The organism is Roseovarius sp. (assembly GCF_030373445.1).
GTDB lineage: Bacteria > Pseudomonadota > Alphaproteobacteria > Rhodobacterales > Rhodobacteraceae > Roseovarius.
Genome location: NZ_JAUCYU010000009.1, coordinates 63,744 through 90,204 on the forward strand (window position 1 = coordinate 63,744; position 26,461 = coordinate 90,204).

The 26,461-nt window shown below is 66.5% G+C and carries 29 protein-coding genes and 1 tRNA gene; 18 read left to right on the forward strand and 12 right to left on the reverse strand.

What is annotated here, in order from left to right; translation table 11 throughout:
- Positions 1-80: 80 nt before the first annotated feature.
- Positions 81-1,793: a bifunctional sulfate adenylyltransferase/adenylylsulfate kinase gene (locus tag QUV18_RS16265; RefSeq protein WP_300895072.1), complete on the reverse strand. Its 1,713-nt coding sequence runs from the start codon at positions 1,791-1,793 to the stop codon at positions 81-83.
- Positions 1,794-2,084: 291 nt separating this feature from the next.
- Between QUV18_RS16265 and QUV18_RS16270 the strand changes: the two genes are divergently transcribed.
- On the forward strand, positions 2,085-3,134 hold the full coding sequence (locus QUV18_RS16270; protein WP_300895073.1) for a cytochrome-c peroxidase: 1,050 nt from the start codon (positions 2,085-2,087) through the stop codon (positions 3,132-3,134).
- Positions 3,135-3,175: 41 nt separating this feature from the next.
- Here QUV18_RS16270 and QUV18_RS16275 read toward each other — a convergent pair whose 3' ends face one another.
- Together QUV18_RS16275 and trxB are read right to left on the reverse strand one after the other, a co-directional pair.
- On the reverse strand, positions 3,176-4,081 hold the full coding sequence (locus tag QUV18_RS16275; RefSeq protein ID WP_300895074.1) for an SDR family oxidoreductase: 906 nt from the start codon (positions 4,079-4,081) through the stop codon (positions 3,176-3,178).
- 190 nt (positions 4,082-4,271) lie between these two features.
- Positions 4,272-5,255, reverse strand: a complete 984-nt coding sequence (gene trxB / locus QUV18_RS16280) for a thioredoxin-disulfide reductase (RefSeq protein WP_300895075.1) — start codon at positions 5,253-5,255, stop codon at positions 4,272-4,274.
- A gap of 271 nt (positions 5,256-5,526) precedes the next feature.
- Here trxB and QUV18_RS16285 point away from each other — a divergent pair, with 271 nt between their 5' ends.
- Positions 5,527-6,027 (forward strand): Lrp/AsnC family transcriptional regulator, encoded by a 501-nt coding sequence (locus QUV18_RS16285; protein ID WP_300895076.1) that lies wholly within the window; start codon positions 5,527-5,529, stop codon positions 6,025-6,027.
- A 28-nt stretch (positions 6,028-6,055) separates the two neighbouring features.
- Positions 6,056-6,478: a hypothetical protein gene (locus QUV18_RS16290; RefSeq protein WP_300895077.1), complete on the forward strand. Its 423-nt coding sequence runs from the start codon at positions 6,056-6,058 to the stop codon at positions 6,476-6,478.
- Positions 6,479-6,538: 60 nt separating this feature from the next.
- Here the strand turns inward: QUV18_RS16290 and QUV18_RS16295 are convergent, their stop codons facing one another.
- From QUV18_RS16295 to lgt, 5 genes are all read right to left on the reverse strand, one after another.
- On the reverse strand, positions 6,539-7,330 hold the full coding sequence (locus QUV18_RS16295) for a Hint domain-containing protein (RefSeq protein WP_300895078.1): 792 nt from the start codon (positions 7,328-7,330) through the stop codon (positions 6,539-6,541).
- A 264-nt stretch (positions 7,331-7,594) separates the two neighbouring features.
- Positions 7,595-7,735, reverse strand: a complete 141-nt coding sequence (locus QUV18_RS16300) for a hypothetical protein (protein ID WP_300895079.1) — start codon at positions 7,733-7,735, stop codon at positions 7,595-7,597.
- Between the two features lie 306 nt (positions 7,736-8,041).
- The gene (pgeF, locus tag QUV18_RS16305; protein WP_300895080.1) at positions 8,042-8,797 is read right to left on the reverse strand and encodes a peptidoglycan editing factor PgeF; all 756 of its coding nucleotides are present in this window, start codon (positions 8,795-8,797) and stop codon (positions 8,042-8,044) included.
- Positions 8,794-9,855 carry an SAM-dependent methyltransferase gene (locus QUV18_RS16310; protein WP_300895081.1) on the reverse strand — a complete coding sequence of 354 codons (1,062 nt, stop codon included), beginning with the start codon at positions 9,853-9,855 and terminating at the stop codon, positions 8,794-8,796. Before QUV18_RS16310 ends, pgeF begins: the two co-directional genes overlap by 4 nt.
- Positions 9,852-10,736 carry a prolipoprotein diacylglyceryl transferase gene (gene lgt, locus QUV18_RS16315; protein ID WP_300895082.1) on the reverse strand — a complete coding sequence of 295 codons (885 nt, stop codon included), beginning with the start codon at positions 10,734-10,736 and terminating at the stop codon, positions 9,852-9,854. Before lgt ends, QUV18_RS16310 begins: the two co-directional genes overlap by 4 nt.
- Positions 10,737-10,846: 110 nt before the next feature.
- Here lgt and QUV18_RS16320 point away from each other — a divergent pair, with 110 nt between their 5' ends.
- Positions 10,847-11,083 (forward strand): accessory factor UbiK family protein, encoded by a 237-nt coding sequence (locus QUV18_RS16320; protein ID WP_057817815.1) that lies wholly within the window; start codon positions 10,847-10,849, stop codon positions 11,081-11,083.
- A gap of 138 nt (positions 11,084-11,221) precedes the next feature.
- Here QUV18_RS16320 and QUV18_RS16325 read toward each other — a convergent pair whose 3' ends face one another.
- Positions 11,222-11,569: a nuclear transport factor 2 family protein gene (locus QUV18_RS16325; protein WP_300895083.1), complete on the reverse strand. Its 348-nt coding sequence runs from the start codon at positions 11,567-11,569 to the stop codon at positions 11,222-11,224.
- A 381-nt stretch (positions 11,570-11,950) separates the two neighbouring features.
- On the opposite strand from QUV18_RS16325, the gene QUV18_RS16330 reads away from it, so the two are divergent.
- The 5 genes from QUV18_RS16330 (at position 11,951) to QUV18_RS16350 (ending at position 15,902) form a co-directional block, all read left to right on the forward strand.
- The gene (locus QUV18_RS16330) at positions 11,951-12,451 is read left to right on the forward strand and encodes a YbjN domain-containing protein (protein WP_300895084.1); all 501 of its coding nucleotides are present in this window, start codon (positions 11,951-11,953) and stop codon (positions 12,449-12,451) included.
- Between the two features lie 138 nt (positions 12,452-12,589).
- Positions 12,590-13,405, forward strand: coding sequence for a pyrroline-5-carboxylate reductase (gene proC / locus QUV18_RS16335; protein ID WP_300895085.1), 816 nt, complete (start codon positions 12,590-12,592; stop codon positions 13,403-13,405).
- Positions 13,398-13,739 carry a tRNA-binding protein gene (locus QUV18_RS16340; protein ID WP_300895086.1) on the forward strand — a complete coding sequence of 114 codons (342 nt, stop codon included), beginning with the start codon at positions 13,398-13,400 and terminating at the stop codon, positions 13,737-13,739. The genes proC and QUV18_RS16340 overlap by 8 nt, the downstream gene beginning before the upstream one ends.
- Positions 13,739-14,692 carry a D-glycerate dehydrogenase gene (locus QUV18_RS16345; protein WP_300895087.1) on the forward strand — a complete coding sequence of 318 codons (954 nt, stop codon included), beginning with the start codon at positions 13,739-13,741 and terminating at the stop codon, positions 14,690-14,692. The genes QUV18_RS16340 and QUV18_RS16345 overlap by 1 nt, the downstream gene beginning before the upstream one ends.
- A gap of 88 nt (positions 14,693-14,780) precedes the next feature.
- A complete protein-coding gene (locus QUV18_RS16350) occupies positions 14,781-15,902 on the forward strand; it encodes a beta-ketoacyl-ACP synthase III (protein WP_300895088.1) in 1,122 nt (373 codons plus the stop codon).
- A gap of 13 nt (positions 15,903-15,915) precedes the next feature.
- Here QUV18_RS16350 and QUV18_RS16355 read toward each other — a convergent pair whose 3' ends face one another.
- Positions 15,916-16,170 carry a hypothetical protein gene (locus QUV18_RS16355; RefSeq protein WP_300895089.1) on the reverse strand — a complete coding sequence of 85 codons (255 nt, stop codon included), beginning with the start codon at positions 16,168-16,170 and terminating at the stop codon, positions 15,916-15,918.
- Between the two features lie 53 nt (positions 16,171-16,223).
- The gene (locus tag QUV18_RS16360; protein WP_300895090.1) at positions 16,224-16,808 is read right to left on the reverse strand and encodes a thymidine kinase; all 585 of its coding nucleotides are present in this window, start codon (positions 16,806-16,808) and stop codon (positions 16,224-16,226) included.
- A gap of 90 nt (positions 16,809-16,898) precedes the next feature.
- Here QUV18_RS16360 and QUV18_RS16365 point away from each other — a divergent pair, with 90 nt between their 5' ends.
- From QUV18_RS16365 to QUV18_RS16380, 4 genes are all read left to right on the forward strand, one after another.
- A complete protein-coding gene (locus QUV18_RS16365; RefSeq protein WP_300895091.1) occupies positions 16,899-17,246 on the forward strand; it encodes a RidA family protein in 348 nt (115 codons plus the stop codon).
- Positions 17,247-17,251: 5 nt separating this feature from the next.
- The gene (locus QUV18_RS16370; protein WP_300895092.1) at positions 17,252-18,130 is read left to right on the forward strand and encodes an arginine deiminase family protein; all 879 of its coding nucleotides are present in this window, start codon (positions 17,252-17,254) and stop codon (positions 18,128-18,130) included.
- Positions 18,131-18,198: 68 nt separating this feature from the next.
- Entirely contained in the window at positions 18,199-19,545 is a 1,347-nt protein-coding gene (aroA, locus tag QUV18_RS16375; protein ID WP_300895093.1) for a 3-phosphoshikimate 1-carboxyvinyltransferase, read from the forward strand.
- 238 nt (positions 19,546-19,783) lie between these two features.
- A complete protein-coding gene (locus QUV18_RS16380) occupies positions 19,784-20,401 on the forward strand; it encodes a hypothetical protein (RefSeq protein ID WP_300895094.1) in 618 nt (205 codons plus the stop codon).
- 2 nt (positions 20,402-20,403) lie between these two features.
- Here the strand turns inward: QUV18_RS16380 and QUV18_RS16385 are convergent, their stop codons facing one another.
- Positions 20,404-21,405 carry a hypothetical protein gene (locus QUV18_RS16385; protein WP_300895095.1) on the reverse strand — a complete coding sequence of 334 codons (1,002 nt, stop codon included), beginning with the start codon at positions 21,403-21,405 and terminating at the stop codon, positions 20,404-20,406.
- 154 nt (positions 21,406-21,559) lie between these two features.
- Here QUV18_RS16385 and QUV18_RS16390 point away from each other — a divergent pair, with 154 nt between their 5' ends.
- The 5 genes from QUV18_RS16390 to QUV18_RS16410 all read left to right on the forward strand — a co-directional run bounded on the left by QUV18_RS16390 (position 21,560) and on the right by QUV18_RS16410 (position 26,443).
- The gene (locus QUV18_RS16390; protein WP_300895096.1) at positions 21,560-22,210 is read left to right on the forward strand and encodes a hypothetical protein; all 651 of its coding nucleotides are present in this window, start codon (positions 21,560-21,562) and stop codon (positions 22,208-22,210) included.
- On the forward strand, positions 22,207-23,172 hold the full coding sequence (locus tag QUV18_RS16395; protein ID WP_300895097.1) for a hypothetical protein: 966 nt from the start codon (positions 22,207-22,209) through the stop codon (positions 23,170-23,172). The genes QUV18_RS16390 and QUV18_RS16395 overlap by 4 nt, the downstream gene beginning before the upstream one ends.
- Positions 23,173-23,328: 156 nt before the next feature.
- Complete coding sequence (locus tag QUV18_RS16400) at positions 23,329-25,374, forward strand: ASKHA domain-containing protein (RefSeq protein ID WP_300895098.1); 2,046 nt, start codon at positions 23,329-23,331, stop codon at positions 25,372-25,374.
- Positions 25,375-25,673: 299 nt separating this feature from the next.
- Positions 25,674-25,747, forward strand: a tRNA-Gly gene (locus QUV18_RS16405).
- 87 nt (positions 25,748-25,834) lie between these two features.
- Positions 25,835-26,443 carry a (d)CMP kinase gene (locus QUV18_RS16410; RefSeq protein ID WP_300895099.1) on the forward strand — a complete coding sequence of 203 codons (609 nt, stop codon included), beginning with the start codon at positions 25,835-25,837 and terminating at the stop codon, positions 26,441-26,443.
- The last annotated feature ends 18 nt before the right edge of the window (positions 26,444-26,461 follow it).

Sequence of the window (26,461 nt, forward strand, 5' to 3'; positions counted from 1 at the left end):
CCCCGAGCCGGGGCCTCTCCCGGACGACAACGGGCGGTCCCGAAGGACCGCCCGTCAATCCGTTCAACCTGTCGTCAGGCTCAGCCCGCGATCAGCCCCATCTGCTCGAGCTTCAGGATCACCTGGTGCGCGCAGTTGTCAACATCGGTGCCTTCCGTCTCGACCCGCAGCTCGGGGTTCTCGGGCACGTCATAGGGGTCGGAAATCCCGGTGAATTCCTTGATCTTGCCCTCGCGCGCCAGCTTGTAGAGACCCTTGCGGTCGCGCTTTTCGCATTCCTCGATCGAGGTGGCGACATGCACTTCGCAGAAGGCGCCGTATTCCTCGATTCCCTGGCGCACCTTGCGGCGGGTATGGGCATAGGGCGCGATCGGGGCACAGATGGCGATGCCGCCGTTCTTGGTGATCTCCGACGCGACATAGCCGATGCGCAGGATGTTGAGGTCGCGGTGCTCCTTCGAGAAGCCCAGTTCGCTCGACAGGTTCTTCCGCACGATATCGCCGTCAAGCAGCGTGACCGGGCGGCCGCCCATCTCCATCAGCTTGACCATCAGCGCGTTGGCGATGGTCGACTTGCCGCTGCCCGAGAAGCCGGTGAAGAACACCGTGAAACCCTGGTCCGAGCGCGGCGGCTTGGTGCGGCGCAGTTCCTTGACCACTTCGGGGAAGGAGAACCATTCGGGAATCTCCAGCCCTTCCGACAGGCGGCGGCGCAGCTCGGTGCCGGAGATGTTCAGGATCGTGACCTTGTCCTTGTCGGCGATCTCGTCCATCGGCTCGTACTGGGCGCGCTCCTGCACATAGACCATGTGCTTGAAGTCGACCATTTCGATGCCGATCTCGTCCTGGTGCTCGCGGAACAGCTCCTGCGCGTCGTAAGGGCCGTAGAAATCCTCGCCGGCCGAGTTCTTGCCGGGGCCGGCGTGGTCGCGGCCGACGATGAAGTGGGTGCAGCCGTGGTTGCGGCGGATCAGCCCGTGCCAGACGGCCTCGCGCGGGCCAGCCATGCGCATGGCGAGGTTCAGCAGGCTCATCGTGGTGGTCGAGCCCGGGTACTTGTCCAGCACCGCCTCGTAGCAACGGACACGGGTGAAGTGATCCACGTCGCCCGGCTTGGTCATGCCCACGACGGGGTGGATCAGCAGGTTGGCTTCCACTTCCTTGGCGGCGCGGAAGGTCAGTTCCTGGTGCGCGCGGTGCAGCGGGTTGCGGGTCTGGAAGGCCACGACCTTGCGCCAGCCCAGCTTGCGGAAATAGGCGCGCAGCTCGTTGGGCGTGTCGCGGCGGGCGCGGAAATCGTAATGCACCGGCTGCTGGATGCCCACGACCGGGCCGCCCAGGTACACCTTGCCGGCGGTGTTGTGCAGGTAGTCGACGGCGGGGTGCGCGTCGTCGTCGGCGCCGAACACCTTCTCGGCCTCGCGCTTCTTGTCGGGCGTCCAGCGGTCGGTGACGGTCATCGTGGCAAGGATCACGCCTTCCTGGTCGCGCAGCGCGATATCCTGGCCGGGCTCGATCCCCTCGGCGAACGCCTCGGAGACGTCCAGCGTGATCGGCATCGGCCAAAGCGAGCCGTCGGCGAGGCGCATGTTCTCGACGACACCGTTATAGTCGGCCTCGGTCAGGAAGCCCTTGAGCGGGCTGAACCCGCCGTTCATCAGAAGCTCGAGATCGCAGATCTGGCGCGGGCTCAGGTCCCAGCTTGTCAGGTCACCGGCTTCGACCTTCAGTTTCTGCGCGGAGTCGTAGGAGACGTAGAGCTCGGGAATCGGAGCCAGGTTTGAATATGACATTGCTTCTCTCGTGTCGTCTGGACATTGAAATTCCTAAAGGCCCGCAACGACCGGGCCCGGCATCACCGGCGCCTTAAACCGCCTTGAACCCCACTTGCAAGTGCCCGCTGCGGGCGTCGGGCCGAAACTGGCGAAAATACCGCTATGTGCGCGGTGCATTGCCACCTCGCGCGGCATCCGTGGCGGGAAAGGGTCTGACCTATGTCAATTCGCAGCGTCTGGAATCGGTCTAATGTGGGCATGCGCGCGAACGCACTCGATCCATTTTCGAAATGTGACAAGGAGGTTCACATGCGCGTATTCCGACAGACCGCTCTCGCCACCGTGTCGGCGCTCGCCATGGCCACACCGGCCGCGGCGGATGACGACCTCAGGGCCGAGGCACTCGACATGTTCTCGCCGGTGCCCTCGACCATCCCGGCAATGACCGACAACCCCATCACCCCGGCCAAGATCGACCTTGGCAAGGCGCTGTTCTTCGACCCAAGGATGTCCGCCTCGGGGGTCTTCTCCTGCAACTCCTGCCACAACCTCGCCACCGGCGGGGATGACAACATGCCCACCTCGATCGGGCATGGCTGGCAGAAGGGGCCGCGCAACTCGCCCACCGTGCTCAATGCGGTGTTCAACGAGGCCCAGTTCTGGGACGGCCGCGCCGAAGACCTCAAGGCCCAGGCCAAGGGCCCGGTGCAAGCCGGTGTCGAGATGGCCAACACCCCCGGCAACGTCATCGCGACGCTAAACTCGATGCCGCAATATGTCGACTGGTTCAAATCCTCCTTCCCGGACGAGGCGGACCCGGTCACCTTCGACAACTTCGCCAAGGCGATCGAGGCCTACGAAGCAACGCTGACAACGCCCGCCCCGTTCGACGCCTTCCTCAACGGCGACGACGCGGCACTCGACGAGGCCCAGAAGGCGGGGCTCGGGATCTTCATGGAGAAGGGCTGCGCCTCCTGCCACAACGGGGTCAACCTTGGCGGCAACGGCTACTTCCCCTTCGGTCTGATCGAGAAGCCCGGCGCCGACGTGCTGCCGCCGGATGACCGGGGCCGCTTCCAGGTGACCGAGACGGCGGATGACAGCTACGTCTTCCGCGCCGCACCCCTGCGCAACATCGCGCTGACCGCGCCCTATTTCCACTCGGGCAAGGTCTGGGATCTGGAGGTGGCTGTGGCGATCATGGGCACCTCGCAGCTTGGCACCGAGCTGAACGAGGAAGAAATCGACAGCATCGTCGCCTTCCTCGGCTCGCTGACCGGCGAGGTTCCGGACGTCACCTACCCGGTTCTTCCGGCGGAAACCTCGGGCACGCCGCGCCCGACGGGCGAAGTGCAATAATAATTGGCCAGGGCGCGGATTACCTCCGCGCCCTGGCCTTTTCAGACCTGCACGCGCAGCCGGTTCACCAGCAGGTCGTCTTGCAGGATCGTGTCCTGCATGGCCGAAAGTTCGCCCACATCCCATGTCGCGCTCAGGTAGCGGCCCCTGGCCCAGTCGGCCTTGCCGGAGGCCAGCCATACGGCAAAACCCGCTGCCAGGTCCGGCGTCTCGGTCAGGTAGGCGTGCATCGCCTCGGGCATCTGCTTGCCCAGCTCGGTTGCCACGCCGCCGGGATGGATGGCGAAACACTTGATCCCGTCGGCGCCATGATCCGCCTGCACGAATTCGCACAGCCGGTTGATGGCGTGTTTCGAGGTCTGGTAATCCGACGCGCCGGGCATCAGCAGTTGCGCCCCGATTGACGACAGCAGGATCAGGTGCCCGCCGCTGCCGCCCTCTGCCGCCCACCTTTGGGCCGACGCGATCAGGTGGGGCAGGGTGAAGCGGATCACGTGGTAGGTGCCGCGCAGGTTGACCTCCCAGTTATGCCACCAGCCTTCGGGGTCGCTCTCGCCGATCTTCACCCACGGGCCCAGGTAGCCGGCATTGGCATCGGCCACGTCGATGGCGCCGAACCGGGCGATGCAATCATTGACCGCCTGTTCGACCGCTGCCGCCTGCGTGACATCACAGGCCGCGATGGCGCAGGCCGTGTCGGGATTGGCCTTACCGACCAATTCCCGCGTCTCCTCCAGCGCCGCAAGGGACCGGGCCGTCAGGTACAGGGCCTTCGCCCCGGCCTCGGCAAAACCCACCGCCGTGGCCTGCCCGATCCCCCGGGAGGCGCCGGCGATGAACACGACCTTGCCCTTGGCACTGCCCTGCAATGCGCCCGCAGGGTCGATCGCGTCATAGCGGTCGCTGTGAGAGGTCAGGTCGAGGAATTGCGATTGAATCGAGGACATGGGGCCGCTCCGTGCATCTGTTGATCCGTCTTGAAACCGATAGCCTGCCATGCAAGCCCGGTCCTGCCGCATCCTCCGCAAGACTTGCCTGATCCTCCGAATGGAACGGGGCTCCAGCTACGAAAAAGGCGCGGGGATGTCCCGCGCCTGCCCGTTTCATTTGAACTCCGATACCCGGTTCAGGGGAGCATCACTCGACCGCGACAACCTTCTCGGCAGGCGGCGCCGGCTGGTCTTCGAGCTCCGCAAGGAACCGCTCCGCATCGAGCGCGGCCATGCAGCCCATCCCGGCACTGGTCACCGCCTGCCGGTAGGTGTGGTCGGTCAGGTCGCCCGCCGCGAAGAGGCCGGGAACGGAGGTGCGCGTGCTGCCCGGCTCGACCTTCACGTAATCGCCGTGATGCATCTCGACCTTGCCCTTCAGGAGCTCGCTGGCGGGCGCATGGCCGATGGCGATGAAGACGCCCTTGCAGGGGATCTCCTTGACCTCGCCGGTCTGGTTGTTCTTCACCTTCACGCCGGTCACGCCCTTGGGGCTGTCGTCGCCCAGCACTTCCTCAAGCTCGTGGAACCACAGCGGCTCGATCTTCGGGTGCTTGAGCAGACGGTTCTCGAGGATCTTCTCGGCCCTGAGCTCGTCGCGGCGGTGAATCAGCGTCACCTTGCTGGCGAAGTTCGTCAGGAACAGCGCCTCTTCCACGGCGGTATTCCCGCCGCCCACAACGACGATTTCCTCGCCACGGTAGAAGAACCCGTCACAGGTGGCACAGGCCGACACGCCGAAACCCTTGAAGGCCTCCTCGCTATCGATCCCCAGCCACTTGGCGCGGGCGCCGGTGGCCATGATCACGCTGTCGGCGGTATAGACCGTGCCGCTGTCGCCGGTTGCCTTGAAGGGGCGGCTGTCGGTGTCCAGATGGGTGATGATGTCGCTCACGATGTCACAGCCCATCGCCTTGGCATGGGCCTCCATCCGCACCATCAGGTCGGGGCCCTGCACCTCGGTATCGCCGGGCCAGTTCTCGACCTCGGTGGTGGTGGTCAGCTGGCCGCCCGGTTCGATCCCCTGAACCAGCACCGGCTCGAGCATGGCGCGGGCGGCATAGACACCGGCGGTATAGCCGGCCGGGCCTGACCCGATGATGAGGGTTTTGGTGTGACGTGTCTCGGCCATGATCGGAACCTGCGTGATAAGGGTGTCGGTGACTCGGGGCACAGATATAGCGGCGGGGCAGGGGGCGCGAAACCCCTGCAAGCCCGCCATGTGCAAAGCGGGACGCAATCCCGCCAAGCCGCGGGCCTTCGGTGCCGCCGTTCCCGGCGCGCGCTGCGCAACGAAACACCGCTGCGGCGCCGGTCAGGAAACGATCTTGCGCCAAGGCGAAACAATATTGCGCGCGCTGCCAGTGGTGTTATAACAATCGCGAATTTTCAGGAGACCCAGAATGCCCGCGACCCGACTCGATGAGATCGACCGCAAGATCCTCGCCGAACTGCAGGCTGACGGCCGGATGACCAATGTCGAACTGGCCAAGCGCGTCGGCATCTCGGCGCCGCCCTGCCTCCGCCGGGTCCGCACGCTCGAGGAAAGCGGCTATATCCAGGGCTACCACGCCAAGGTCGACGCCCGCGAACTGGGATTCGAGGTGCAGGTCTACGCCATGGTCGGCCTGCAAAGCCAGGCCGAGGCCGACCTGTCGGCTTTCGAGGCCCGCTGCCGCGCCTGGCCGCTGGTTCGCGAATGCCACATGCTGAACGGCGAGGTGGATTTCATTCTCAAATGCGTGGCGCCCGACCTCTCGACCTTCCAGCGCTTCCTGACCGAGGAGCTGACCGCCGCCGACAACGTGGGCAGCGTCAAGACCTCGCTGGTGATCCGCGGCGCCAAGGACGAGCCGGGCGTGCCCTTCGACGTGCTGGAAGACCGGCTGAAGAAATCCGCCTGAGGCGCGGTTCCTGCCGCATGAGACCAACATGCCGTCATCCCGGACCAACCCGAAACGCATCGTCATCGACCCGGCCACGGCGATCCTGATCGCCTCCGGAGAACTGTCGCCGTCGGCCTCCTTCACTATCCTCGCCCCGACCCTCCTGCGGTCGCAGGTGCTCGCGACCCTCTATGCGCGCGTTCGCGACGGCGCCCTCTCCGCTGACGAGGGGCAGGCGATCAACGCGCGCTTCGCCAAGCTCAAATTCAGGTACCTGGGCGACGCGGTGATGCGGCACAGGGCCTGGACCATCGCCGACCGGCAAGGGCTCGCTTCGACGGAACTGGCCGAATACGTCGCCCTCACGCAATTGCAGGCCGATGCGCTGGTCACCGAGGATGCAGCCCTGGCCGCGGCGGCCGAAGGGCTCGTTCCCGTCATCTCGCCCGGGTCCATCGCAACCGGTTGAATCGAAACGGGGCGCGACCCCCGTCGCGCCCCGTTTCGGTCATGGCAGCAAAATACCTTGTCAGGCCATCTCAGCCGCGTTCTCGATCCCCTTCAGCGGCAGGCGTTCATGCGCCAGCGGGCCGAAATCGCGCGGCTGCTTGATATGCGGGAAGAACGACAGGAACAGGCTCAGCATGTTCGGCCCCATGTTCCGCTCGAACCCCGGGCCGGGGTGATAGCTCTCGGCCTCCATCCCGCCGGCGGTGATGATCGCGTGGCGCCGCAGGCAGAGGTGATAGACCGTCACCGGCCGCGGCGGGGTGATCTCGATAGCGTTGTACCCGTCGACCATCTGCGCCGCCGGGGTCAGCGTCCGTTCGCTGCCATAGCGCTCGGCATAGCCGCTGGGCCGCAGCAGGAACCGCGCGCCGGGCCCGGCCATGATGTCGGCCTGCGGCCGGCCAAAGCCGAAACTGTCGGCCATGATCCGGGTCAGGCTGCTGCCGTGCGGATGCTTGTCGGACCGCGGCATCAGCGTCATCGCTCCCACCCACAGAAGCTGCATCGGCCCCTGGTCGGTGGTCTGAAGCTTCATGCCCGGCTCGAGATCCTCGACCGCGACCTGGCCTTGCGTGGTGTTGATCAGCGTGCCGTGCGAAAACGCCGAGAAGGCGGCTTCGAAAATCGGCATCGCCGGACCGATCTGGTCCGAGACGCGCACCTGTCCGTCCGACATGAGCGAGGAAATACGGTACTTGCGCATCGCCAGCGTCTTGCGGGCCTGCTGCGGAACGGTGCCGCGGTCGCGATGTGCAGAAGACTTGTTACCGGAACGCGCGGAAAAATGCGCGGAATCGTAGGGGGATACCATTATTGAGTCACCTTTATCAGGTTGTCTCAACCGCGTCGGCCCCCACCGACAACGACAGAAGGACTTGTTACCATTCACGTTGCGATGACAAACAATTGGCGCAATTGCCCAAGTTTAGTCAAATTTGACCAATCACTGTCATGTGCCGACCGACAATCTATTAAATTTCGTTAAGATTGTCGGTCACGTGTCGACGATTTCGCCACAATTCGGCATTCCCGTCCGATTCGAATCGCGCAACTTTGCCACAATTGGCAGCGTCGCTCAGGCGGTGCGCACGGCCTTGACCGGTGCGGCGACCGGCGCGGCACCCTGGCCCGCGTGTCGCAGCGCCGTGTTGCGCATCCCGCGCCGGAACGGCAGCGCCGGCGTCGCCTGCTTGCTGGTTTCGATGACGGATTTCATCCAACGTCTCTTCATTGTCCCTTACCCTCTTGCTTTGACGGCTCTCGAACCCGGCGGTGTGAGCGCGGCGGCGTCCCTCGTTCCGTTGCCTGCAATATTGCCGGGGTTTGAGGCCACGATTTGACGCGGGTGTGGGATTCCTCGGTCTTTTGCCGGGCAGGGCGGCCAAAATCCGGAAACCCTGCCAGAGTTCCGGCACATGACTGAAATCATTTAGGAAATAGCCTCGACCCAAAGGCCGCCACCGGTCCGGACGGGCGCGATTGTGGCAAGAACGGGCACCGCCCGGTCCCGGCCATGCCCCATTTACAGCCGGATCGCCGCCAGAAGCCGTCCGTAATCGGCCTCGCCCGCATGGGTCGCGCGCCGGTAGGAATAGAACCGCCCGGCATCGGAATAGGTGCAATGCCGCGTCCATTCCGCGTGGCCCACCCCGGCGCGGCGCAGCCGGTGCAACCCGAAAGAGGGCAGGTCGAACAGGTAACGGTCGCCCTCGCCATTGGCGAAGAAGCGGTGGTTGTCCGGGTCGTCGGCCATGAAGTCGTCAAGGAACTCGGGGCCCACCTCGTAGGCCTGTTGGCTGATCGAGGGCCCGATCACCGCCACGATATCCCCGCGCGACGCGCCCAGTGCCTCCATCTGCTCCACGGTCTCTTCCAGCACGCCGTCCAGCGCCCCGCGCCAGCCCGCATGGGCCGCGCCGATCACCCCGGCCTGCCGGTCGGCGAACAGCACCGGCTGGCAATCGGCGGTCAGGATCGCCAGCGCCAGCCCGGGCACCTTCGTCACCATGCCATCGGCCCTGGGCCGCTCCTCCTGCGGATCCTCCACCACCTCGACCCGCGCGGAATGCACCTGGTGGACGTTCACGAGATTCTCCGGCCCGAGCCCCAGCGCATCGGCCGCCCGCGTCCGGTTGATCCGCACCACGTCGGACTGGTCGGATGATCCCAGCCCGCAATTCAGCCCCGAGAACACGCCGGACGACGCCCCGCCCTTGCGGGTGAAGAACCCGTGGCGCAGCGGGGCAAGGGCGTCGGCGGTGATGATCTCGAGCGTCATGTGTCCAGTCCGGGCGGCGGGGCCGCCCCGTCGGGGGTGAATGCCATTACCTTGAAGAGCGTCCCCATTTCATGGGGGTGGGTCAAGCGGCGATGCGCGGCAATGTGGGTTTCCAGCCGATCGCCCTCAAGCCCCTTGGCCAGCGCCTGCGCCCGCGCGGTGATTCCCAGCCGCTCCAGGAACACCCCCTGCGGCGTCAACCGGCTGTACCGGCAGGGCACCGCCCGCGCCAGCGCCTCGAAATCCACATGCGCCGTCAGGTCGGCCCGCCCCGGCTCGGCCAGCGGGTCCGTGGCCTCGTGCCCCTTCACCGCCTGCCACGTATCGCCCAGCGACCGCCAGTCGCCGTAATCCACGATCAGCGCGGCGCCGCCATGTTTCGCGATCCGCCCGCCGATCTCGGCCGCGATACTTTCGCCCATGGGCGAGAATTCGACGATATCCCCGTCCCGCGTATCCTCCAGCCGGTGCTCCAGCGGTGCCATCGCCTTCGGATCGCTCAGCCCGATCGCCAGCGCCTCGCCCTCGAGCCCCACCAGCCGTTCCCGCCAGCGCTCGCCCTCCCGCTGCACCTGCCGCACGGGCAGGGCATCGAAGAACTCGTTCGCGACCACGAAAAGCGGCAGCTCCGGCAGGTCGCCCACGCTCTCGCGCCACGCGATGCCCGGCCACGTGACCGTCTGCGCCTGCACCTGCCTGAGCGCCGGCGACGTCTCCACAAGGTTCACCCGCGCCGCGTCGTGAAACCCGGCCACCCCCTTCGTCGCCCGCAGCACATCCGCCATCAGCGTCCCGCGCCCCGGCCCCAGCTCGGCCAGCACGAACGCCTCCGGCGCCCCCTGGTCCATCCACGCCTGCGCCAGCGCCAGCCCGATCAGCTCGCCGAACATCTGGCTCATCTCCGGCGCCGTTATGAAATCGCCCGCCGTGCCCAGCGGGTCGCGCGTGGCGTAATAGCCATGCTCGGGATGCATCAGGCAGACGGCCATGTACTCCGCCACCGTCATCGGCCCGTTGGCCCTTATCTGGCTGACAAGATGCTCCTTCAGCGCGGTCATGCCGGCCCGCGCGCCCGGATCACCAGGTAGGCGGCCAGCGCGAACATCGGCAGCGACAATATTTGCCCCATGGTCAGCCCGTAGCCGCCCACGTGGAAGGCCAGCCCCAGCGGGTTGCCCTCCGACACGAACTGCGCATCCGGCTGCCGCACGAACTCTACCAGGAACCGCGCCAGGCCATAGCCCGCGAAGAACACCCCCGTCACCGTGCCCACCCGCTTCAGCGCGCCTTTCCGGAACACCAGCCACAACAGCACGGCACCCAGGATCAGCCCCTCCAGCAACGCCTCGTAAAGCTGTGAGGGATGCCGCGCACAGGCGCCCACCACCTCGGGGCAATACTGCGCCATCTCGCCGGGGAAGATCACGCCCCACGGCAGGTCGGTCGGCCGCCCCCACAGCTCGGCATTGATGAAATTCGCGATCCGCCCCAGCAAAAGCCCCACCGGCGTCGCCATGCACAGCACGTCCGCCACCGACAGCCACGGAATCCGCTGCCGCCACGAGAAGCCCACGCAGGCGATGATCACCCCGAGAAGCCCGCCATGGAACGACATGCCGCCCTGCCACAGCATCAGGATCTCGGCCGGATTCTGAACGAAATAAGCAGGCTTGTAGAACAACACGTAGCCCAGCCGCCCGCCAAGGATGACACCCAGCACCACCCAGGTCAGCAGGTCCTCGACCTGGCTTTCCTTCATAACGGGCGTGTCGTTCTTCCACAGGTGCGGCCGGCGCAGCGTCGCCACCACCAGCCGCCAGCCGATGATGATGCCCACGATATAGGCCATCGCGTACCAGCGCAGCGCGAATTCCATGCCGAAGATCGGCAGGGTGAAGATCTCGGGCGACAGATCGGGGAATTGGATGGCGGCCTGCATTTGTGTCTCTCTGCCTCTGTCGCCACGGGGAAGTCAACGGGGAAGTCGACCTTGCGCGGCGGGGTTTTGCGGCCCATATAGATTGCAAATATAACGCCGGAGCAATCCCCATGCAGACCCGCAACAAGGTATTCGACGACATCTCGCAGCTCATGACCAACGCCATGGGCGTGGCCCAGGGCGCGCGGGAAGAGGCCGAGACGGCAATGAAGTCGATGATCGACCGCTGGCTCGCCGACCGAGATTTCGTCACGCGCGAGGAATTCGACGCCGTCCGCGCCATGGCCCAAAAGGCCCGCGAGGAGAACGAGGCGCTCAAGGCCCGCATCGAGGCGCTGGAGAAGTAAGCGTCGGGCGGGCATTGGCCCGCCACTGTCGCACCCTGCCACGCTCGGCGCGGCGGCCGTAGGGTGGGTGCCAACCCACCTTTTCCCCGCACCACGTCCCTATCCAAGCCCCGCCCGGCGTGCCACGCCCCAACCGCTCTACCCGGAAACCGGCGACTGCTGATGCGCCAGCAACCGCCACCCCTCGTCCCCCTTCACATACGTGCTCATGCACAGCGCCACGTAAGCCGCCTCGCCCTTCCGTTTGCCCGTCGCGCGGTACGCCAGCACCACCGTGTCCCCCATCCCGGTCGCCTCCCGCTCGTCGAACCGCACCTCGGCCCAGCGCGGCGCCTGTTTGAGCCCCTCGACGATCTCCTCCCCGGCCAGGATTCCCACCGGATCGGGAAACACCATCCGCGCATCCGGCGCCATCGCGCGGCCATAGAACTCCGGCCCATCGAGCCAGAAGCTCTTCTCCATCTTCCACAGCTCGTCATGTGCCATGCCGGCCGCCTTCCTTTCCACGCCAACCGGCAGCCTCGGCCCGCGGTTCCCGGCGCATTGCATACCGCAAGGTGAGTTCCCCCGTCCCGGCCCCCGAGCCGGGACCTCGCTCAAACCAGAGGCCCCGGGTCAGGCCCGGGGCGGACAAACCCTAAAGGGCCGGGAGCGATCCCCCACATGACACCCCCAACTCATCTTGATGAAGTTTTGACGTCATCCACAACTTATTGAGGTTATCCCCAACAAATAGCTTTACAGGCTGCAATCCACTCGCCACGATATATGGTAGGGACAGAGGGAATAAGCCCCCGTTCTAGAGCAGGCACCTAGCGCTTGGGGCGCTGCCAAGCCCCCGCGCTACAACTCACAAGAGGTGGCGGCATGGCATTATCCGAGCAGTTTCTGAGTGAAGATCTTCACCCCATCGATATCGTCGAGCATCTCGCCGAGCATCACGACTGGGATTTCGACCGGATCGGAGACGATCAGATCGCCATGGCCGTCGAGGGCCAGTGGCGCACCTATTCGGTCACGCTGGCATGGTCCGCCTATGACGAGACCCTGCGCATGGTCTGCACCTTCGAGATGGAGCCGCCGGAAGACAAGCTGCCGGTCCTCTACCAGACCCTCAACGAAGTGAACGACCAGTGCTGGGCCGGCGCCTTCACCTACTGGGCCGAGCAGAAGCTGATGGTCTACCGCTACGGCCTCGTCATGGCCGGCGCGCCCAGCGTCTGCCCCGAACAGGTCGACACGCTGATCAACGCCGCCGTCCTCAGCGCCGAGCGCTTCTACCCGGCCTTCCAGCTTGTCGTCTGGGGCGACCGTACTCCGCGCGACGCCATGCAGGTCGCCATCGCCGAGGCTTACGGCACCGCCTGATTTCACGGCAATCCGCCGCGCCCGGCGGGCGATGCTTCGCCGGGTCGCGCCGCGCCGCTTTTCCCGCCATTGAATCCCGCGGGATGCGGGCGTAACACTCTCCCCCGAATGCCGTTCATCAAGGCAAGGGGGACAGGGATGACCACGGACAACGTAGCCCGCAACGGGCTGGTGCTGCTGGGCTGCGGCAAGATGGGCTCGGCCATGCTGGCAGGCTGGCTGAAGCGGGGCCTGCCGCCGCAAAGCGTCTGGGTGATCGACCCGAAACCCTCCGAATGGCTGCAAACCACCGGCGTCACCCTCAACGGCGACCTGCCGAAACAGCCCGCCATCGTGCTCATCGCCGTGAAACCCCAGATGATGGGCGACGCGCTGCCCGCCATCGCCGCCATGGGCGGGGGCAGGACCCTCTTCGTCTCCGTCGCCGCCGGCACGCCGATTTCCGCCTTCGAGGCCGCGCTCGGCGATGACAGCCCGATCATCCGTGCCATGCCCAACACGCCCGCCGCCGTGGGCCGGGGCATCACCGCCATCATCGGCAACGCGCACGCCACGCCCGCCCATCTCGACACCGCCGAGGAGCTGCTGACAGCGGTGGGGCAGGTGGTCCGCCTCGACAGCGAGGACCAGATGGATGCCGTCACCGGCGTCTCGGGCTCCGGCCCGGCCTACGTGTTCCACATGATCGAATGCCTGGCCAAGGCGGGCGAGGCGCAAGGTTTGTCCCCCGCGCTGGCCATGCAGCTCGCCCAGGCCACCGTCGCCGGGGCAGGGGCGCTCGCCGAAGAGGCCGAGGAAACCCCCGCCCAGCTTCGCGTCAACGTCACCAGCCCCAACGGCACCACGCAGGCCGGGCTGGAGGTGCTGATGGATGAAGATACCGGCCTCCCGCCCTTGATGAAGAAAACCGTGGCCGCCGCCACCGACCGCTCGAAAGAACTCCGCAATGGCTGACGAAATAACCTTCGACGACTTCCTCAAGGTCGACATCCGCGTGGGCCGCGTGATCCGCGCCGAACCCTTCCCCGAGGCCCGCAAGCCCGCCATCAAGATGTGGATCGATTTCGGCCCCGAGATCGGCGAGCGCAAGACCTCTGCGCAGCTCACCGCCCACTACACGCCCGAAAGCCTGACAGGCCGGCAGGTCATGGGCGTGGTCAACTTCCCGCCCCGCCAGATCGGACCCTTCATGTCCGAAGTGCTGGTGCTCGGTGCTGCCGATCCGCAAGGTGGTATCGTCCTCATCGCCCCCGACCAGGAAGTTGCCGAAGGGGAGCGGATGCACTGATGCGGGTGCTCTTCACCACACGCCTGCCCGATGCCGTCATCGCCCGCGCCGAACAGCATTTCGACGTCGAGATCCGCGAAGATACGCGGCCGCTGAAAGTCGGCCAGATGCGCGCGGCGCTCACGCTTTACGACGGTGTCCTGCCCACCCTGGGCGATTTCTTTACGGCGGATGTCTTCGAAGGCTCCGAAGGCTCCCGCTGCAAGGTGCTGGCCAATTTCGGCGTCGGCTACAACCATATCGACGTGGCCGCCGCCCGCGCCGCCGGGCTGATGGTCACCAACACCCCCGGCGCCGTCACCGACGCCACCGCCGATATTGCCCTCACCCTCATGCTGATGACCGCCCGCCGCGCGGGCGAGGGCGAGCGCCTTCTGCGCGCCGGCAAGTGGACGGGCTGGACCCCCACGCAACTCCTCGGCCTGCATGTCACCGGCAAGACCGTGGGCATCATCGGCATGGGCCGCATCGGCCAGGCCATCGCCCGGCGCTGTCACTATGGCTTCGGGATGAACGTGGTTTATTTCAACAGATCGCCCAAGGATGTGGACATCGAGGCCCGGCAGGTTGAAACCATGCAAGAGCTGGCTGGTCTTTCCGATTTTGTCGTCACCGCCGTGCCGGGCGGGGGCGAGAACCAGTATCTCGTCGGCGAAGAGCTCTTCTCCGCCATGCAGCCCCATGCCCGCTTCATCAACATCGCCCGCGGCGACGTGGTCGACGAGGACGCGCTGATCGAGGCGCTGAAAACCGGGCAGATCGGCGGTGCCGGGCTCGATGTCTACGAGCACGAGCCGAAAGTGCCCGAGGCGCTGACCAAGATGGAGAACGTCGCCCTCCTGCCGCATCTCGGTACCGCCGCGCTGGAAGTGCGCGAACGGATGGGGTTCGTCGCCGTCGACAACCTCGTCGCCGCGCTCAACGGGAATATCCCGCCCAACCTCGTCAACTGACCCGGCGTTCCGGCAAGGCTTCGCCGGTTCCGCTTGACCTTCAGGCCCGCCTGCGTTGATCTGGGCGATACACCTGATGAGAGCCACAATGTTCAAACCTGCCATCACGGGCACCGGGGTCTTCACCCCGAACGAGACCATCACCAACGCCGAACTGGTCGACGCCTTCAACGCCTATGCCGACACCTTCAACGCCGAGAATGCCGAGGCGATCTCGGCGGGCGAGATCGAGGCCAAGCCGCACTCCTCCACCGGCTTCATCTTCTCCGCCTCCGGCATCGAACAGCGCTACGTGATGGACAAGACGGGCGTGCTCGACCCGGACGTGATGCACCCCCACCTTCGCCCCCGCTCGAACGAGGAGCCGGGGATCATGGCCGAAATGGCGCTCGACGCCTGCGGCAAGGCGCTGGCGCAATCGGGCCGCACGGCGGAGGAGGTCGACCTGGTCATCTGCGCCGCCTCCAACCACGAACGGCCCTATCCGGCCATCGCCATCGAGATCCAGCAACACCTGGGCGCCGGCGGCTTCGCCTTCGACATGAATGTCGCCTGTTTCTCGGCCACCTTCGGCATCCAGGCGGCCGCCGACATGATCCGCGCGGGCTCGGTCCGCTGCGCCATCGTGGTCAGCCCGGAAATCTGCTCCGGCCACCTCGAATGGCGCGACCGCGACTGTCACTTCATCTTCGGCGACGTCTGCACCGCCATGGTTCTCGAACGCGCCGAGGATGCGAAAGGCCCGCATTTCCTCGTCCATTCCACCCGCTGCGCCACGCAGTTCTCGAACAACATCCGCAACAACAACGGCTTCCTCCGCCGCACCCGCGAGGGGCACATGGACGACCGCCGCGACATGCTCTTCGTTCAGGAGGGGCGCAAGGTGTTCAAGGAAGTCCTGCCGCTGGTGTCGAAACACATCGCCGACCACATGGCAGAGGAAGGCGTCGCCGCCGACCAGCTTAAACGCCTCTGGCTGCACCAGGCGAACAAGACGATGAACGATTTCATCGGGAAAAAGGTCATGGGCCGCACGCCGGAACCCGACGAACAGCCCAACATCCTGCAGGACTATGCCAACACCTCTTCGGCGGGCTCGATCATCGCCTTCTCGAAATACTCGGATGACCTCCAGCCCGGCGATGCCGGGCTGATCTGCTCCTTCGGGGCAGGGTACTCGGTTGGCTCGGTCCTGGTCGAACGGGCTTGAGCCACCCCCGGGTTTAAATCTCCGGCGCCTTCGGATCGGGCAGGATCCCGTCCGACTGCCGCGGCTTGCGGTGGTTGAAATTCGGGTCTTCCCGCTTGATGGCGCGGGAAATCCAGAAACCGATGGGGTAGGCGGTGACAACGCCGATGACGCCGCAGACAAGGAAAGACCAGAAAGAATAGTATCCAAGCGCGAATGCCACGATCAGCGCGGCACCGGCAACACAGGCACCGGCCAGGACGGCAAAGTAGATGGCCAGACGGTCCATGACGGTTCTCCTTTCACGCGAAACCAACGTGCAAGGGCCCTCGCCGGTTCCCGCTATCCCCGGTCGCCCACCGCCTCGCGCCAGTGCCGCCGGCACAGGCTGACGTAGGTCTCGTTGCCGCCGATCTGCACCTGCTCGCCCTCGGTCAGCACCCGGCCCCCGGCATCCTGCCGCGCCACCATGGTGGCCTTCTTGCCGCAATGACAGATCGTGCGCACCTCTCGCATCTCGTCCGCCAGCGCCAGAAGCGCGGCCGAGCCCGGAAACAGCTCGCCCCGGAAATCCACCCGCAGGCCATAGCACATCACCGGCACGCCAAGGTCGTCCACCGCCCGGGCCAGTTGCCAGACCTGGGCCTTGGTCAGGAACTGCGACTCGTCGATGAAGGCACAGGCCACAGGCCCTTTCTCCAGTCGCGCCCGAAGCGCTGCGAACATGTCGGTCTCGCCCGAAAACACCGCCGCCCGCTGCCCGATCCCGATGCGCGAGGCGATGGTCGCCTCGCCCGCCCGGTCATCCACCCGCGCGGTCATCAGGAAGGTCTCCATTCCCCGCTCCTGGTAGTTATGCGCCGCCTGCAGAAGCAGCGTTGACTTGCCCGCGTTCATCGTCGAGTAGTGGAAATAGAGCTTGGCCATGCCCCGCCTTATGCCGATCGCGCGGCCGGATGCAATTGTCTTCTCGCGGCCCCGCCACGGGGTCAATCATCATCGAAGGAACCCACCCCCATGTCCGACATCTCCCGCCACCACACCGGCCAGCGCATGAGCCAGATGGTCACCCATAACGGCACGATCTACCTGGCCGGGCAGGTGGGCGAAAAGGGCGACAGCGTCGCCGACCAGACCCGCTCGTGCCTCTCGAAGGTCGAGAAACTTCTGGCCGAGGCCGGCTCCGACACCACCCGCATCCTGCAATGCACCATCTGGCTCGCCGACATGGCCGATTTCGCCGAGATGAACGAGGTCTGGGATGCCTGGGTGCCCGAGGGCCACGCCCCCGCCCGTGCCTGCGGCGAGGCCAAGCTCGCCCATCCCGAGCTCAAGGTCGAGTTCCTGATCACTGCGGCAGGCTGAGGCGCTTGCGGCACTTCCACATCGCCGACGAGTTCGCGCCCCTTCGCCACGTGGTAATGGGGCGCGGCGCCGGCTATCACCGCGACGGCGCCCGCGTCGAGGTGGTCAACGAAACCCACCGCCACACGCTCGCCCGCCACGGCCACCCCACCGAGGCACAGGTCGTGGCCGACTTCTCCACCTTCCGCACGGCGCTGGAGGGGGCGGGCGTCACCGTTCACATCCCCGACCTCGCCCCGGAAACCGTGCAGGACCAGACCTGCCCCCGCGACATCGGCTTCGTCATCGGCGACACCTTCGTCACCGCCGCCATGCGTAACGCCAGCCGTACGGAGGAAATCCGCGGGCTCGACCGCCTCCTCGCCAGCTTCACCGGCCCCCGCCTTTCCGTGCCCCCCGGCATCACCCTCGAAGGCGGCGACGTGATCATCGCCGGCCCCGACATCTTCGTGGGCGTGGGCCAGCGCAGCGACCCCGAAGGCGCGGCCTTCCTCCGCCGGGAATTCGGCGACATCTACTCCATCCACCAGGTCCCCACCCGGCCCCTGTCGCAGGGCGAAGATGTGCTCCACCTCGATTGCGCCTTCCAGCCGCTGGGCCTCGGCCACGCCCTCATCTACCCTGCCGGGCTCGATACCATCCCCGCCGCCATGCGCTCCCGGTACGACTGGATCGAGGTCACCCGCGACGAGGCGGCGGCGCTGGCCACCAACGTCCTCTCTCTCGCCCCCGATCACCTGGTCGCCCGCGATCACCCGGCCTGCGCCCGCGTCAACGCCGCCCTCCGCGCCGCCGGCTACCGGGTCGACGAACTCCCCTTCGACGCCGTCCCCTCCACCGGCGGCGCCTTCCGCTGCGCCACCCTGCCGCTCGCCCGGGGCTGAACACGGATTTACCCGGCGCCATGCTTGCGCTATCAGGCAGGCCGACCCGTTCACGAAAGGCGCAGCAAATGTCCGGCCACGGCACCCCGACCCCCATGTCCTCCCACGCCTCCACCGGTCTTTCGGGCGAAGCCGCCATTCCCGGCGACAAGTCGATCTCCCACCGTTCGCTCATCCTCGGCGCGCTGGCGGTGGGCGAAACCACCATCACCGGCCTTCTCGAAGGCGAAGACGTGCTCGACACCGCCAAGGCCATGCGTGCCATGGGGGCCGAGATCACCCGCGACGACGACGGCACATGGCATGTCCACGGCGTCGGCACCGGCGGCTTCGCCGAGCCCGACCAGGTCATCGACTGCGGCAATTCCGGCACCGGTGTCCGCCTGATCATGGGCGCCATGGCCACCTCGCCGATCACCGCCACCTTCACCGGCGACGCCAGCCTCAACAAGCGCCCCATGGCCCGCGTCACCGACCCGCTTGCCCTCTTCGGCGCCCAGGCCGTCGGCCGCTCCGGTGGCCGCCTGCCCATGACCATCGTCGGCGCGCGCGACCCCTTGCCTGTGCGCTACGAGGTGCCGGTGCCCTCGGCGCAGGTGAAATCCGCCGTCCTGCTCGCCGGCCTCAACGCCCCCGGCGAAACCGTGGTCATCGAACGCGAGGCCACCCGCGACCATTCCGAACGCATGCTGGCCGGCTTCGGCGCCACCATCGCGACCGAGGTCACCAACGAGGGCCGCATCATCACCCTGCAGGGCCAGCCCGAGCTGAAACCCCAGACCATCGCCGTCCCGCGCGACCCCAGCTCCGCCGCCTTCCCGGTCTGCGCGGCACTCATCACCGAAGGCTCCGACATCCTGGTCCCGAATATCGGCCTCAACCCCACCCGCGCCGGCCTCTTCACCACCCTGCGCGAGATGGGCGCCGACCTCACCTACGAGAACCAGCGCGAGGAAGGCGGCGAACCCGTGGCCGACCTCCGCGCCCGCTTCTCGCCCAACCTCAAAGGCATTTCCGTCCCCCCCGACCGCGCCGCCAGCATGATCGACGAATACCCCGTCCTTTCCGTGGTCGCCGCCTTCGCCGAGGGCAAAACCGAGATGCGCGGCGTCAAGGAACTCCGCGTCAAGGAAAGCGACCGGATCGACGCCATGGCCACCGGCCTGCGCGCCTGCGGCGTTACCGTCGACGAGGGCGAAGACTGGTGGACGGTCACCGGCCTCGGCCACGGCAACGTCCCCGGCGGCGCCACCTGCGAAACCCATCTCGACCACCGCATCGCCATGTCCTTCCTCATCCTCGGCCTCGCCACCCGGAAACCGGTCAGCATCGACGACGGCGCCCCCATCGCCACCTCCTTCCCGGTCTTCGAACCCTTGATGACCACCCTCGGCGCCACCATCCGCCGCGGCTGAGACCCGGCACAACCCCAACGCTTCTTCTGGCCAGAAATATCCCGGGGGAGACGTTGAAATCCCCAGGGATTTCGACGTCGGGGGCTGGCCCCCTAAACCGCCAGTCACGGCGCGTTCCACCCATCGGCGGGCCGCGCAGGCCCGGCCACCGGAACCACCCCGGCCCTGCCGAAAAAATGTCGACGCGAGACCAGCTATTTCCTAGGCTGGAAACGAAACCAATTGTCGGAGAGTTATTTTGAGCATTCGTCTTCTTGCTGTCCTCGCGTACCTCCTCCCCGTCACGGCGCTCGCGCAAAGCCTGACCCCGGAACAGATCAACCAGATGATCGACAAGCAGATGAACGATCTCGATCCCTACCAGGAACTGCTCAACAACCCCGATCCGGCCCGCAGCCTGGCGGCCATGGAGATCATGCTCGAATCGGGAGACGAGTCGTTGCAGCGCATGGCGCTGGAATACGGCCTTCTTTCCCCGAACCCGACGGTCAAGCGCATCGCGTTCGAGACCTACCTCAAGACCCGGCCGATCTTCAGCATCCGGTTCGACGGCGGTCACGTCAAGGACAGCTCCTGGCCCAGCCGGATGCGGGACTGGAACGGAACGCTCGATGCCAACGGTATCGGCTACTGGCGGATCCCGGTCGGGGATTACCACGAAGACAAGCGTTGCTTCGGTGAAAGCAGCTACAGGCCCGAAAACTGCTTCGTCACGGTCAACAGCGACGGTGTCTTCCTCACCCCTTACGGCATGAACGCGAGGGCGGTCGTCACGGAAACGGGCGCCCTCGAAGGCGTCGCAACACTCGACTCCGTCGATGAGCCCGTTCCCTTCAGCATCCGCCTGATCGACTGATCCTACCAGACGAAAACGCGTTCGATGGCGATCGGTCCGTCGGACCACGCATCGAGCACGATGATCCTCAGCCGCTTGGCAAGGCGCGGCGCGATCTGTCCGGTGTCAAACGCGCCGTCGGGCCCGACCTGCCGGCGCGCGATCGTCCTGAAGCCCGCGCCCCCCGCCTCGACAGAGGCCTGGATCAGGATGTTCTTCGGAACGGCATAGGTCCCGTCGCCCGGCGCCTGCATCCGCAGCCGCGAGACCGGCCTTCGCTCGTCGGGTTCGAACCGGAAATCGAAGGCCACGTGGCGCGCCGGCTCGAAGACGAACACCCCATCGGTCAGCATGTTTTCCGGGGCATGGCTCGGGCTGACCGCGGGCACGCTGGCCGAGACGAGCGCGATCCTGAGGCCGGCATCGCTTGCCGTCTCCGGGGCTTCTGTCGTGGCCATGCTGCTGCCGGCCGGGTTCGACCCGGTCTGCGAAAGAAATCTGGCAAGGTGCATCCTGATCTCCTCGACCCGCATGAACGTGGCACGCCGCGTGTCGTCCGAGGTGATGGCCATGCCGATCGGTTCACCCTCGTGAAACGCGAACGCGCCGGAGGTGCCTTGCGCGATCTCCCCGCTGTCCGAGGGCGCCACCTGGCCCACGAAGGTCAGGTACCCGCGATCCCCCACCACGATCTCGACCCGGTCCTCCGACCCGTCCGGCAGCAGTCGCAGGATGTGCGCCGTGGCCGCCCTCTGGGCCGTCCGCGACGGATCGAGGTCATCCAGACTTGCGGTGCAGCGCTCCCGCATTCCCTCCGAGGCCACCGCCAGCGCCAGGTCGATACCCTCCCAGAACGGCCGCAGAACCGTGCCCGTCCCCGAAACCACGGGGGCCGGGGTGGACAGGTTCACGCGCGGGAAATAGTCCGGTCCGGCGACATGCCGCGGCAAGGCGACATAACAGTTCCCCGCGTAGCCGAACATGTATCCGTGGCCGTGCCCGCCCTCGCTGTTCAGGACACTCACCGTTTGCGAAGCCGCCGAACTCGGATAGACTGTTCCCATTACCAAAAAGGCAGTCAGGAAAAACATGATCCGCGGCATTTTTCCACTCCTCGCAATTCTTTGTTCGACCACTTCGATTGCAGCACAAACGGCCACTTCTGACAATGTCATTGCCTTGGCGAACGAGCCCGTTGACGGCGTCGTGCCCTTCATTGAAAGGCTGTCGGATGCCGCCAAGATCTCCGGCGCAGTGTTCGCGGGTATGCAGGTCAGGCAGACCGCGGAAAGTGCCGTCGGGCTGAAGGTCTACCTGCCGCCCAGCTGGCAGGGAAAGCTGATCTGTTCGCGGGTTGTCTCCGCCGACGGGCTCTACGAGTCGGTGAACACCTATCGCGTCGCGCCCGCGCCGGGCGCAGACGCGGACGCCCCGCTGCTTGCGCCGGTGCCCTTCGAAACCCGGTACGGCGACAAGCTGGCGAAACTGCCCGAAGACGAGCTTGCGATCCGCGTCTCCCTCGGGGCCTGCGCCTCGGGACAGACCGAAGAGGTGACGGTCGCGTACTGGAACGCCGGGGTCGCGCCGCGCATCTCCCTGCTGGTGAACTCCTTCCGTGCCAGCCGCGTCTTCGTCTATGTTGGCGAGGAGGCCCGGCCGCCGATCCAGTGCGCGCCCGTCGAGGTCTCGGCCCGCACGGCATACGATACCCTCTGCCTGCTCGAGGACCTGCCCGCGCAACAGGATATCAAGCTCGGCGTGTTCCGTGTGCGCGAGAACGGCAGCACGTCACTCGACGAGATCCACATCCAGACACCGCATACCGAATGACCATGACCGGCGGCGGCGCGAAAAACACCCTTGGAACCGTCATGTCCGCCCTGGCCGTCATCGCGATCGGCCTGTTCTGCATCAGCCTGGTATGGGGGTCCTGGACCCGCACGTTCCTGGTGGAGGCCCGCAGTTTCGGCGCGACCCTGACGTTTCGCGGCAATGCCAACGCGTGGGAGCTGGAACAAGCCGCGCTCTGCCGGGAACGGGCGGCGCCGGTCTTGGTGGCGGATGGCGACGCCGCCCTTTGCCCCGCCGCCGCCTTTTCCGTCACCGGCCCGGACCCCCGAACCATCGCTTGGCCGGACAAGGCCGAGGTGCGGCTGCGCCTTCAACCCGACAACAGCCTGATGATCGAGGGGATTTCGGGCACCGAACCCGCGCTCGCGGAAGGCGACCGGCTGGTCGTTCCGGCGGAAACCTGGCGCCGCCATGGCGCGCTCGTCGTCAACGGCTCGATCACCTTCGGCGGCGGGATCGCGCCCGGCGCGAACGATTATCTGGTGTCCGGCCGGTGGGAGGCGCGCCAGGAAAGCCTGGCCTCCTCGATGTTCCGGCCGACGATGGAAATCGTGAAACAGGGCGAGCTCAGCCGCGGCGCCTCCGCGGAAATCTGGCGCGGCGGCTGGCTGTGGGGCCTGTTCGCCGAGGGGCGCCCCGCAACCGTTTACGGGCATGTCACCCCCTCCTTCGACTCCGACACGCCCGGCATGGTGCTGTCCGCGCTGTCCGAGACGTCACGGGTGGAAATGCACCTGCGCTACTACGGTCTGGAAGCGTTCGCCGTCATCCGGCCGGACGCGCTCGACACCATCATGACAAGCCCGGTGCTGCTGGCAGCGGCAGCCGTCCTGGGCGTCCTGGCCCTGATCCTCGACGTCGGCAAAAGCCTCAGGGGCGACGGGTCGGCCGGCCGGCCCACCGTGACATGGTTCAGGCGGTGGCTGTCACGGCGGGAATAAGCCCGGGGTCGCGACGATCGCGGCCCTGTCCCGGAAACCCGCTTGCCCACCCCATGACGCCTGCGGACAAGATTCTGCCGGTTGCAGCCTTCCCTCGGAAAACGAAGCGTCTATGGTGCGCCACAAAGTCACCTTTGGCCGAAGGTCCGCACCGTAATGACCACCGATCCCCTCGTCGTCTTCACCCCCTCCGGCAAGCGCGGCCGGTTCCCCGCGGGCACCCCGGTCCTGACCGCCGCCCGCCAGCTGGGGGTCGACCTCGACTCGGTCTGCGGCGGCCGCGGCATCTGTTCGAAATGCCAGATCACGCCCGGCTACGGAGAGTTCTCCAAGCACGGCATCACCGTGGCCGACAACGCGCTCTCCGAATGGAACAAGGTCGAGGAACGCTACGACCAGAAGCGCGGTCTGAAACCCGGCCGCCGCCTCGGCTGCCAGGCCCAGATCCTGCGCGACGTGGTGATCGACGTGCCCCCCGAAAGCCAGGTGCACAAGCAGGTCGTGCGGAAGGCCGCCTCTGCCCGCGTGATCGAGATGGACCCGGCCACCCGGCTCTACCTCGTCGACGTGGAAGAGCCGGACATGCACGAGCCCACCGGCGATCTCGAACGCCTTGCCCGCGCCCTGAAAAAGGAATGGGGGATCGAGGCGATCCGCGCCGATGTCACCCTCCTGTCCAAGCTCCAGCCTGTCCTGCGCAAGGGCAAGTTCCAGGTCACCGTGGCCCTGCACAAATCCCACCAGGATGACGTGGCCCGGGTGCTCGACATCTGGCCCGGCCTGCATGAGCACGGCCTCTACGGCCTTGCCATCGACCTCGGCTCCACCACCATCGCCGCCCACCTGACCGATCTGGTCACGGGCGAGGTCAAGGCCTCCTCCGGCATCATGAACCCCCAGATCCGCTTCGGCGAAGACCTGATGAGCCGCGTCTCCTACTCCATGATGAACCCCGGCGGCGACAAGGAAATGACCAAGGCGGTGCGCGACGCCATCAACACCCTCGCCGGCGAGATCGCCAAGGAAGCGGAAATCGAGCCGCACCTCATCTTCGAGACGGTCTTCGTCTGCAACCCGGTCATGCACCACCTCCTCCTCGGCATCGACCCGGTCGAGCTGGGGCAGGCGCCCTTCGCGCTCGCCACCTCCGACAGCATGACGCTCGAGGCGCGCGATCTCGACCTCACCGTCATCAACACCCGCGCCCGCACCTACATCCTGCCCTGCATCGCCGGCCACGTGGGCGCCGACTGTGCCGCCGTGGCGCTGTCGGAAGAGCCCGGCAAGTCCGAGGACCTCGCGCTCATCGTCGACGTCGGCACCAATGCCGAGATCCTCCTGGGCGACAAGACCCGCGTGCTCGCCTGCTCCTCGCCCACCGGCCCGGCCTTCGAAGGCGCACAGATCTCCTCCGGCCAACGCGCCGCCCCCGGCGCCATCGAGGCGATCCGCATCGACCCCGAGACCAAGGAACCCCGCTTCCGCGTCATCGGCTGCGACAAGTGGTCGGACGAGGAGGGCTTCGCCGAGGAAACCGCCGTCACCGGCATCACCGGCATCTGCGGCTCGGGCATCATCGAGGCGGTGGCGGAACTGCGCATGGCCGGGCTGATGGACGAGTCGGGCCTCATCGGCTCCGCCGCCATGACCGGCACCGAGCGCTGCATCCCCGAGGGGCGCACCCATTCCTACCTCGTCCACGACGCCAGCGCCGAGGGCGGCCCGCGCATCACCGTCACGCAAGGCGACATCCGCGCCATCCAGCTCGCCAAGTCCGCCCTCTACGCCGGCGCCCGCCTGCTGATGGACCAGCGCGGCGTCGACAAGGTCGACCGCGTGGTGCTCGCCGGGGCCTTCGGCGCGCATATCTCGCCGAAACACGCCATGGTCCTCGGCATGATCCCCGACGTTCCGCTCGACAAGGTCACCTCCGCCGGCAACGCCGCCGGCACCGGCGCCCGCATCGCCCTCTGCAACATCGGCGCCCGGGCCGAGATCGAGCGCGTCGTCCGCCAGATCACCAAGGTCGAAACCGCCATCGAACCGAAATTCCAGGACCACTTCGTTGCGGCCAACGCCATCCCCCACAAGACCGACCCGTTCCCGGAGCTGAAAAAGATCGCCCCCTTGCCCCAGGTCAGCTTCAACCTCGGCGGCGGCGATGCCGGCGGCGAAGGACGCCGGCGCCGGCGGCGGGGGTAATCCTGTGAACCATTCCCCGCGAGACAGCGTCGCGCCTTAAGGCGCAACACCCCCGCACGCCCCCTTAACCCGCCCCTTTCGGGAAAAAACACCGACAAAATACCGACGTTATACCGACGCGATACCGACACCGGATTTCCGCCGTTAATCAGCCCCTTAACGGTGATTCCCGCCGGATAACCCGTACGCCCCGTTTCACTTGCCCGTTAACGCTTGCCGAAACCCCAACGCAACGGCCCGGCGCAACCCGAAACCACTTGACCGCACCGCGGCGATTTCATACCTACAGCTTCTGCAAAGCGGGTATGGTGAAAAGGTATCACGCGAGCTTCCCAAGCTTAAGTTACGGGTTCGATTCCCGTTACCCGCTCCAGCACTCCCCCTGGCATCTCCCATCCAACGGCTTGAGCCCCGGCGCGTGATCTTCTACCACTTCGGGACTCGGACAAGGGGCAGGGCGATGGCGTTCACTGTGGCAATCGACGGGCCGGCCGCGGCCGGCAAGGGCACGATCTCCAAGGCCGTGGCGGCGCATTTCGGCTTCGGTCATCTCGACACCGGGCTGCTCTACCGTGCCACGGGCCGGCGCACGCTGGACGGTACCGACCCGGTGACCGCCGCCGAACAGCTTCAGGCCGCCGACCTCGAGGCGGGTGACCTGCGCACCCCCGACGTGGCCCAGGCCGCCAGCCGCGTCGCCGCCATCCCCGAGGTGCGCCGCGCCCTAGTGGATTTCCAGCGCGCCTTCGCCCGGCGCGATGGCGGGGCCGTGCTCGACGGGCGCGATATCGGCACCGTGATCTGCCCGGATGCGCAGGTGAAGCTCTTCGTCACCGCCACGGATGACATCCGCGCCGAACGGCGCCTTAAGGAATTGCTGGGTTCCGGCCACGATACCGATTACGACAGCGTCCTGGCCGACCTGCGCACCCGCGACGCCCGTGACAGCGCCCGCGCCGCGGCCCCGCTCAAACCGGCCGACGACGCGGTGACGCTCGACACCTCGACCATGGATATCGACGCCGCCGTCGCCGCCGCGATCACCATCGTTAAGGAAGCGTTAACCTGAGCCGGCCCGTCCGCGCGC

Coding starts and splice junctions, on each gene's coding strand:
- QUV18_RS16360 (WP_300895090.1), bottom strand. CDS start 16,808: ATGGCCAAGCTCTATTTCCACTACTCGACGATGAACGCGGGCAAGTCA.
- QUV18_RS16345 (WP_300895087.1), top strand. CDS start 13,739: ATGCGGGTGCTCTTCACCACACGCCTGCCCGATGCCGTCATCGCCCGC.
- proC (WP_300895085.1), top strand. CDS start 12,590: ATGACCACGGACAACGTAGCCCGCAACGGGCTGGTGCTGCTGGGCTGC.
- QUV18_RS16410 (WP_300895099.1), top strand. CDS start 25,835: ATGGCGTTCACTGTGGCAATCGACGGGCCGGCCGCGGCCGGCAAGGGC.
- QUV18_RS16355 (WP_300895089.1), bottom strand. CDS start 16,170: ATGGACCGTCTGGCCATCTACTTTGCCGTCCTGGCCGGTGCCTGTGTT.
- QUV18_RS16285 (WP_300895076.1), top strand. CDS start 5,527: ATGCCCGCGACCCGACTCGATGAGATCGACCGCAAGATCCTCGCCGAA.
- QUV18_RS16400 (WP_300895098.1), top strand. CDS start 23,329: ATGACCACCGATCCCCTCGTCGTCTTCACCCCCTCCGGCAAGCGCGGC.
- QUV18_RS16365 (WP_300895091.1), top strand. CDS start 16,899: ATGTCCGACATCTCCCGCCACCACACCGGCCAGCGCATGAGCCAGATG.
- QUV18_RS16295 (WP_300895078.1), bottom strand. CDS start 7,330: ATGGTATCCCCCTACGATTCCGCGCATTTTTCCGCGCGTTCCGGTAAC.
- QUV18_RS16270 (WP_300895073.1), top strand. CDS start 2,085: ATGCGCGTATTCCGACAGACCGCTCTCGCCACCGTGTCGGCGCTCGCC.
- QUV18_RS16330 (WP_300895084.1), top strand. CDS start 11,951: ATGGCATTATCCGAGCAGTTTCTGAGTGAAGATCTTCACCCCATCGAT.
- QUV18_RS16310 (WP_300895081.1), bottom strand. CDS start 9,855: ATGACCGCGCTGAAGGAGCATCTTGTCAGCCAGATAAGGGCCAACGGG.
- trxB (WP_300895075.1), bottom strand. CDS start 5,255: ATGGCCGAGACACGTCACACCAAAACCCTCATCATCGGGTCAGGCCCG.
- QUV18_RS16275 (WP_300895074.1), bottom strand. CDS start 4,081: ATGTCCTCGATTCAATCGCAATTCCTCGACCTGACCTCTCACAGCGAC.
- QUV18_RS16325 (WP_300895083.1), bottom strand. CDS start 11,569: ATGGCACATGACGAGCTGTGGAAGATGGAGAAGAGCTTCTGGCTCGAT.
- aroA (WP_300895093.1), top strand. CDS start 18,199: ATGTCCGGCCACGGCACCCCGACCCCCATGTCCTCCCACGCCTCCACC.
- QUV18_RS16320 (WP_057817815.1), top strand. CDS start 10,847: ATGCAGACCCGCAACAAGGTATTCGACGACATCTCGCAGCTCATGACC.
- pgeF (WP_300895080.1), bottom strand. CDS start 8,797: ATGACGCTCGAGATCATCACCGCCGACGCCCTTGCCCCGCTGCGCCAC.
- QUV18_RS16340 (WP_300895086.1), top strand. CDS start 13,398: ATGGCTGACGAAATAACCTTCGACGACTTCCTCAAGGTCGACATCCGC.
- QUV18_RS16265 (WP_300895072.1), bottom strand. CDS start 1,793: ATGTCATATTCAAACCTGGCTCCGATTCCCGAGCTCTACGTCTCCTAC.
- QUV18_RS16290 (WP_300895077.1), top strand. CDS start 6,056: ATGCCGTCATCCCGGACCAACCCGAAACGCATCGTCATCGACCCGGCC.
- QUV18_RS16395 (WP_300895097.1), top strand. CDS start 22,207: ATGACCATGACCGGCGGCGGCGCGAAAAACACCCTTGGAACCGTCATG.
- QUV18_RS16300 (WP_300895079.1), bottom strand. CDS start 7,735: ATGAAATCCGTCATCGAAACCAGCAAGCAGGCGACGCCGGCGCTGCCG.
- QUV18_RS16350 (WP_300895088.1), top strand. CDS start 14,781: ATGTTCAAACCTGCCATCACGGGCACCGGGGTCTTCACCCCGAACGAG.
- lgt (WP_300895082.1), bottom strand. CDS start 10,736: ATGCAGGCCGCCATCCAATTCCCCGATCTGTCGCCCGAGATCTTCACC.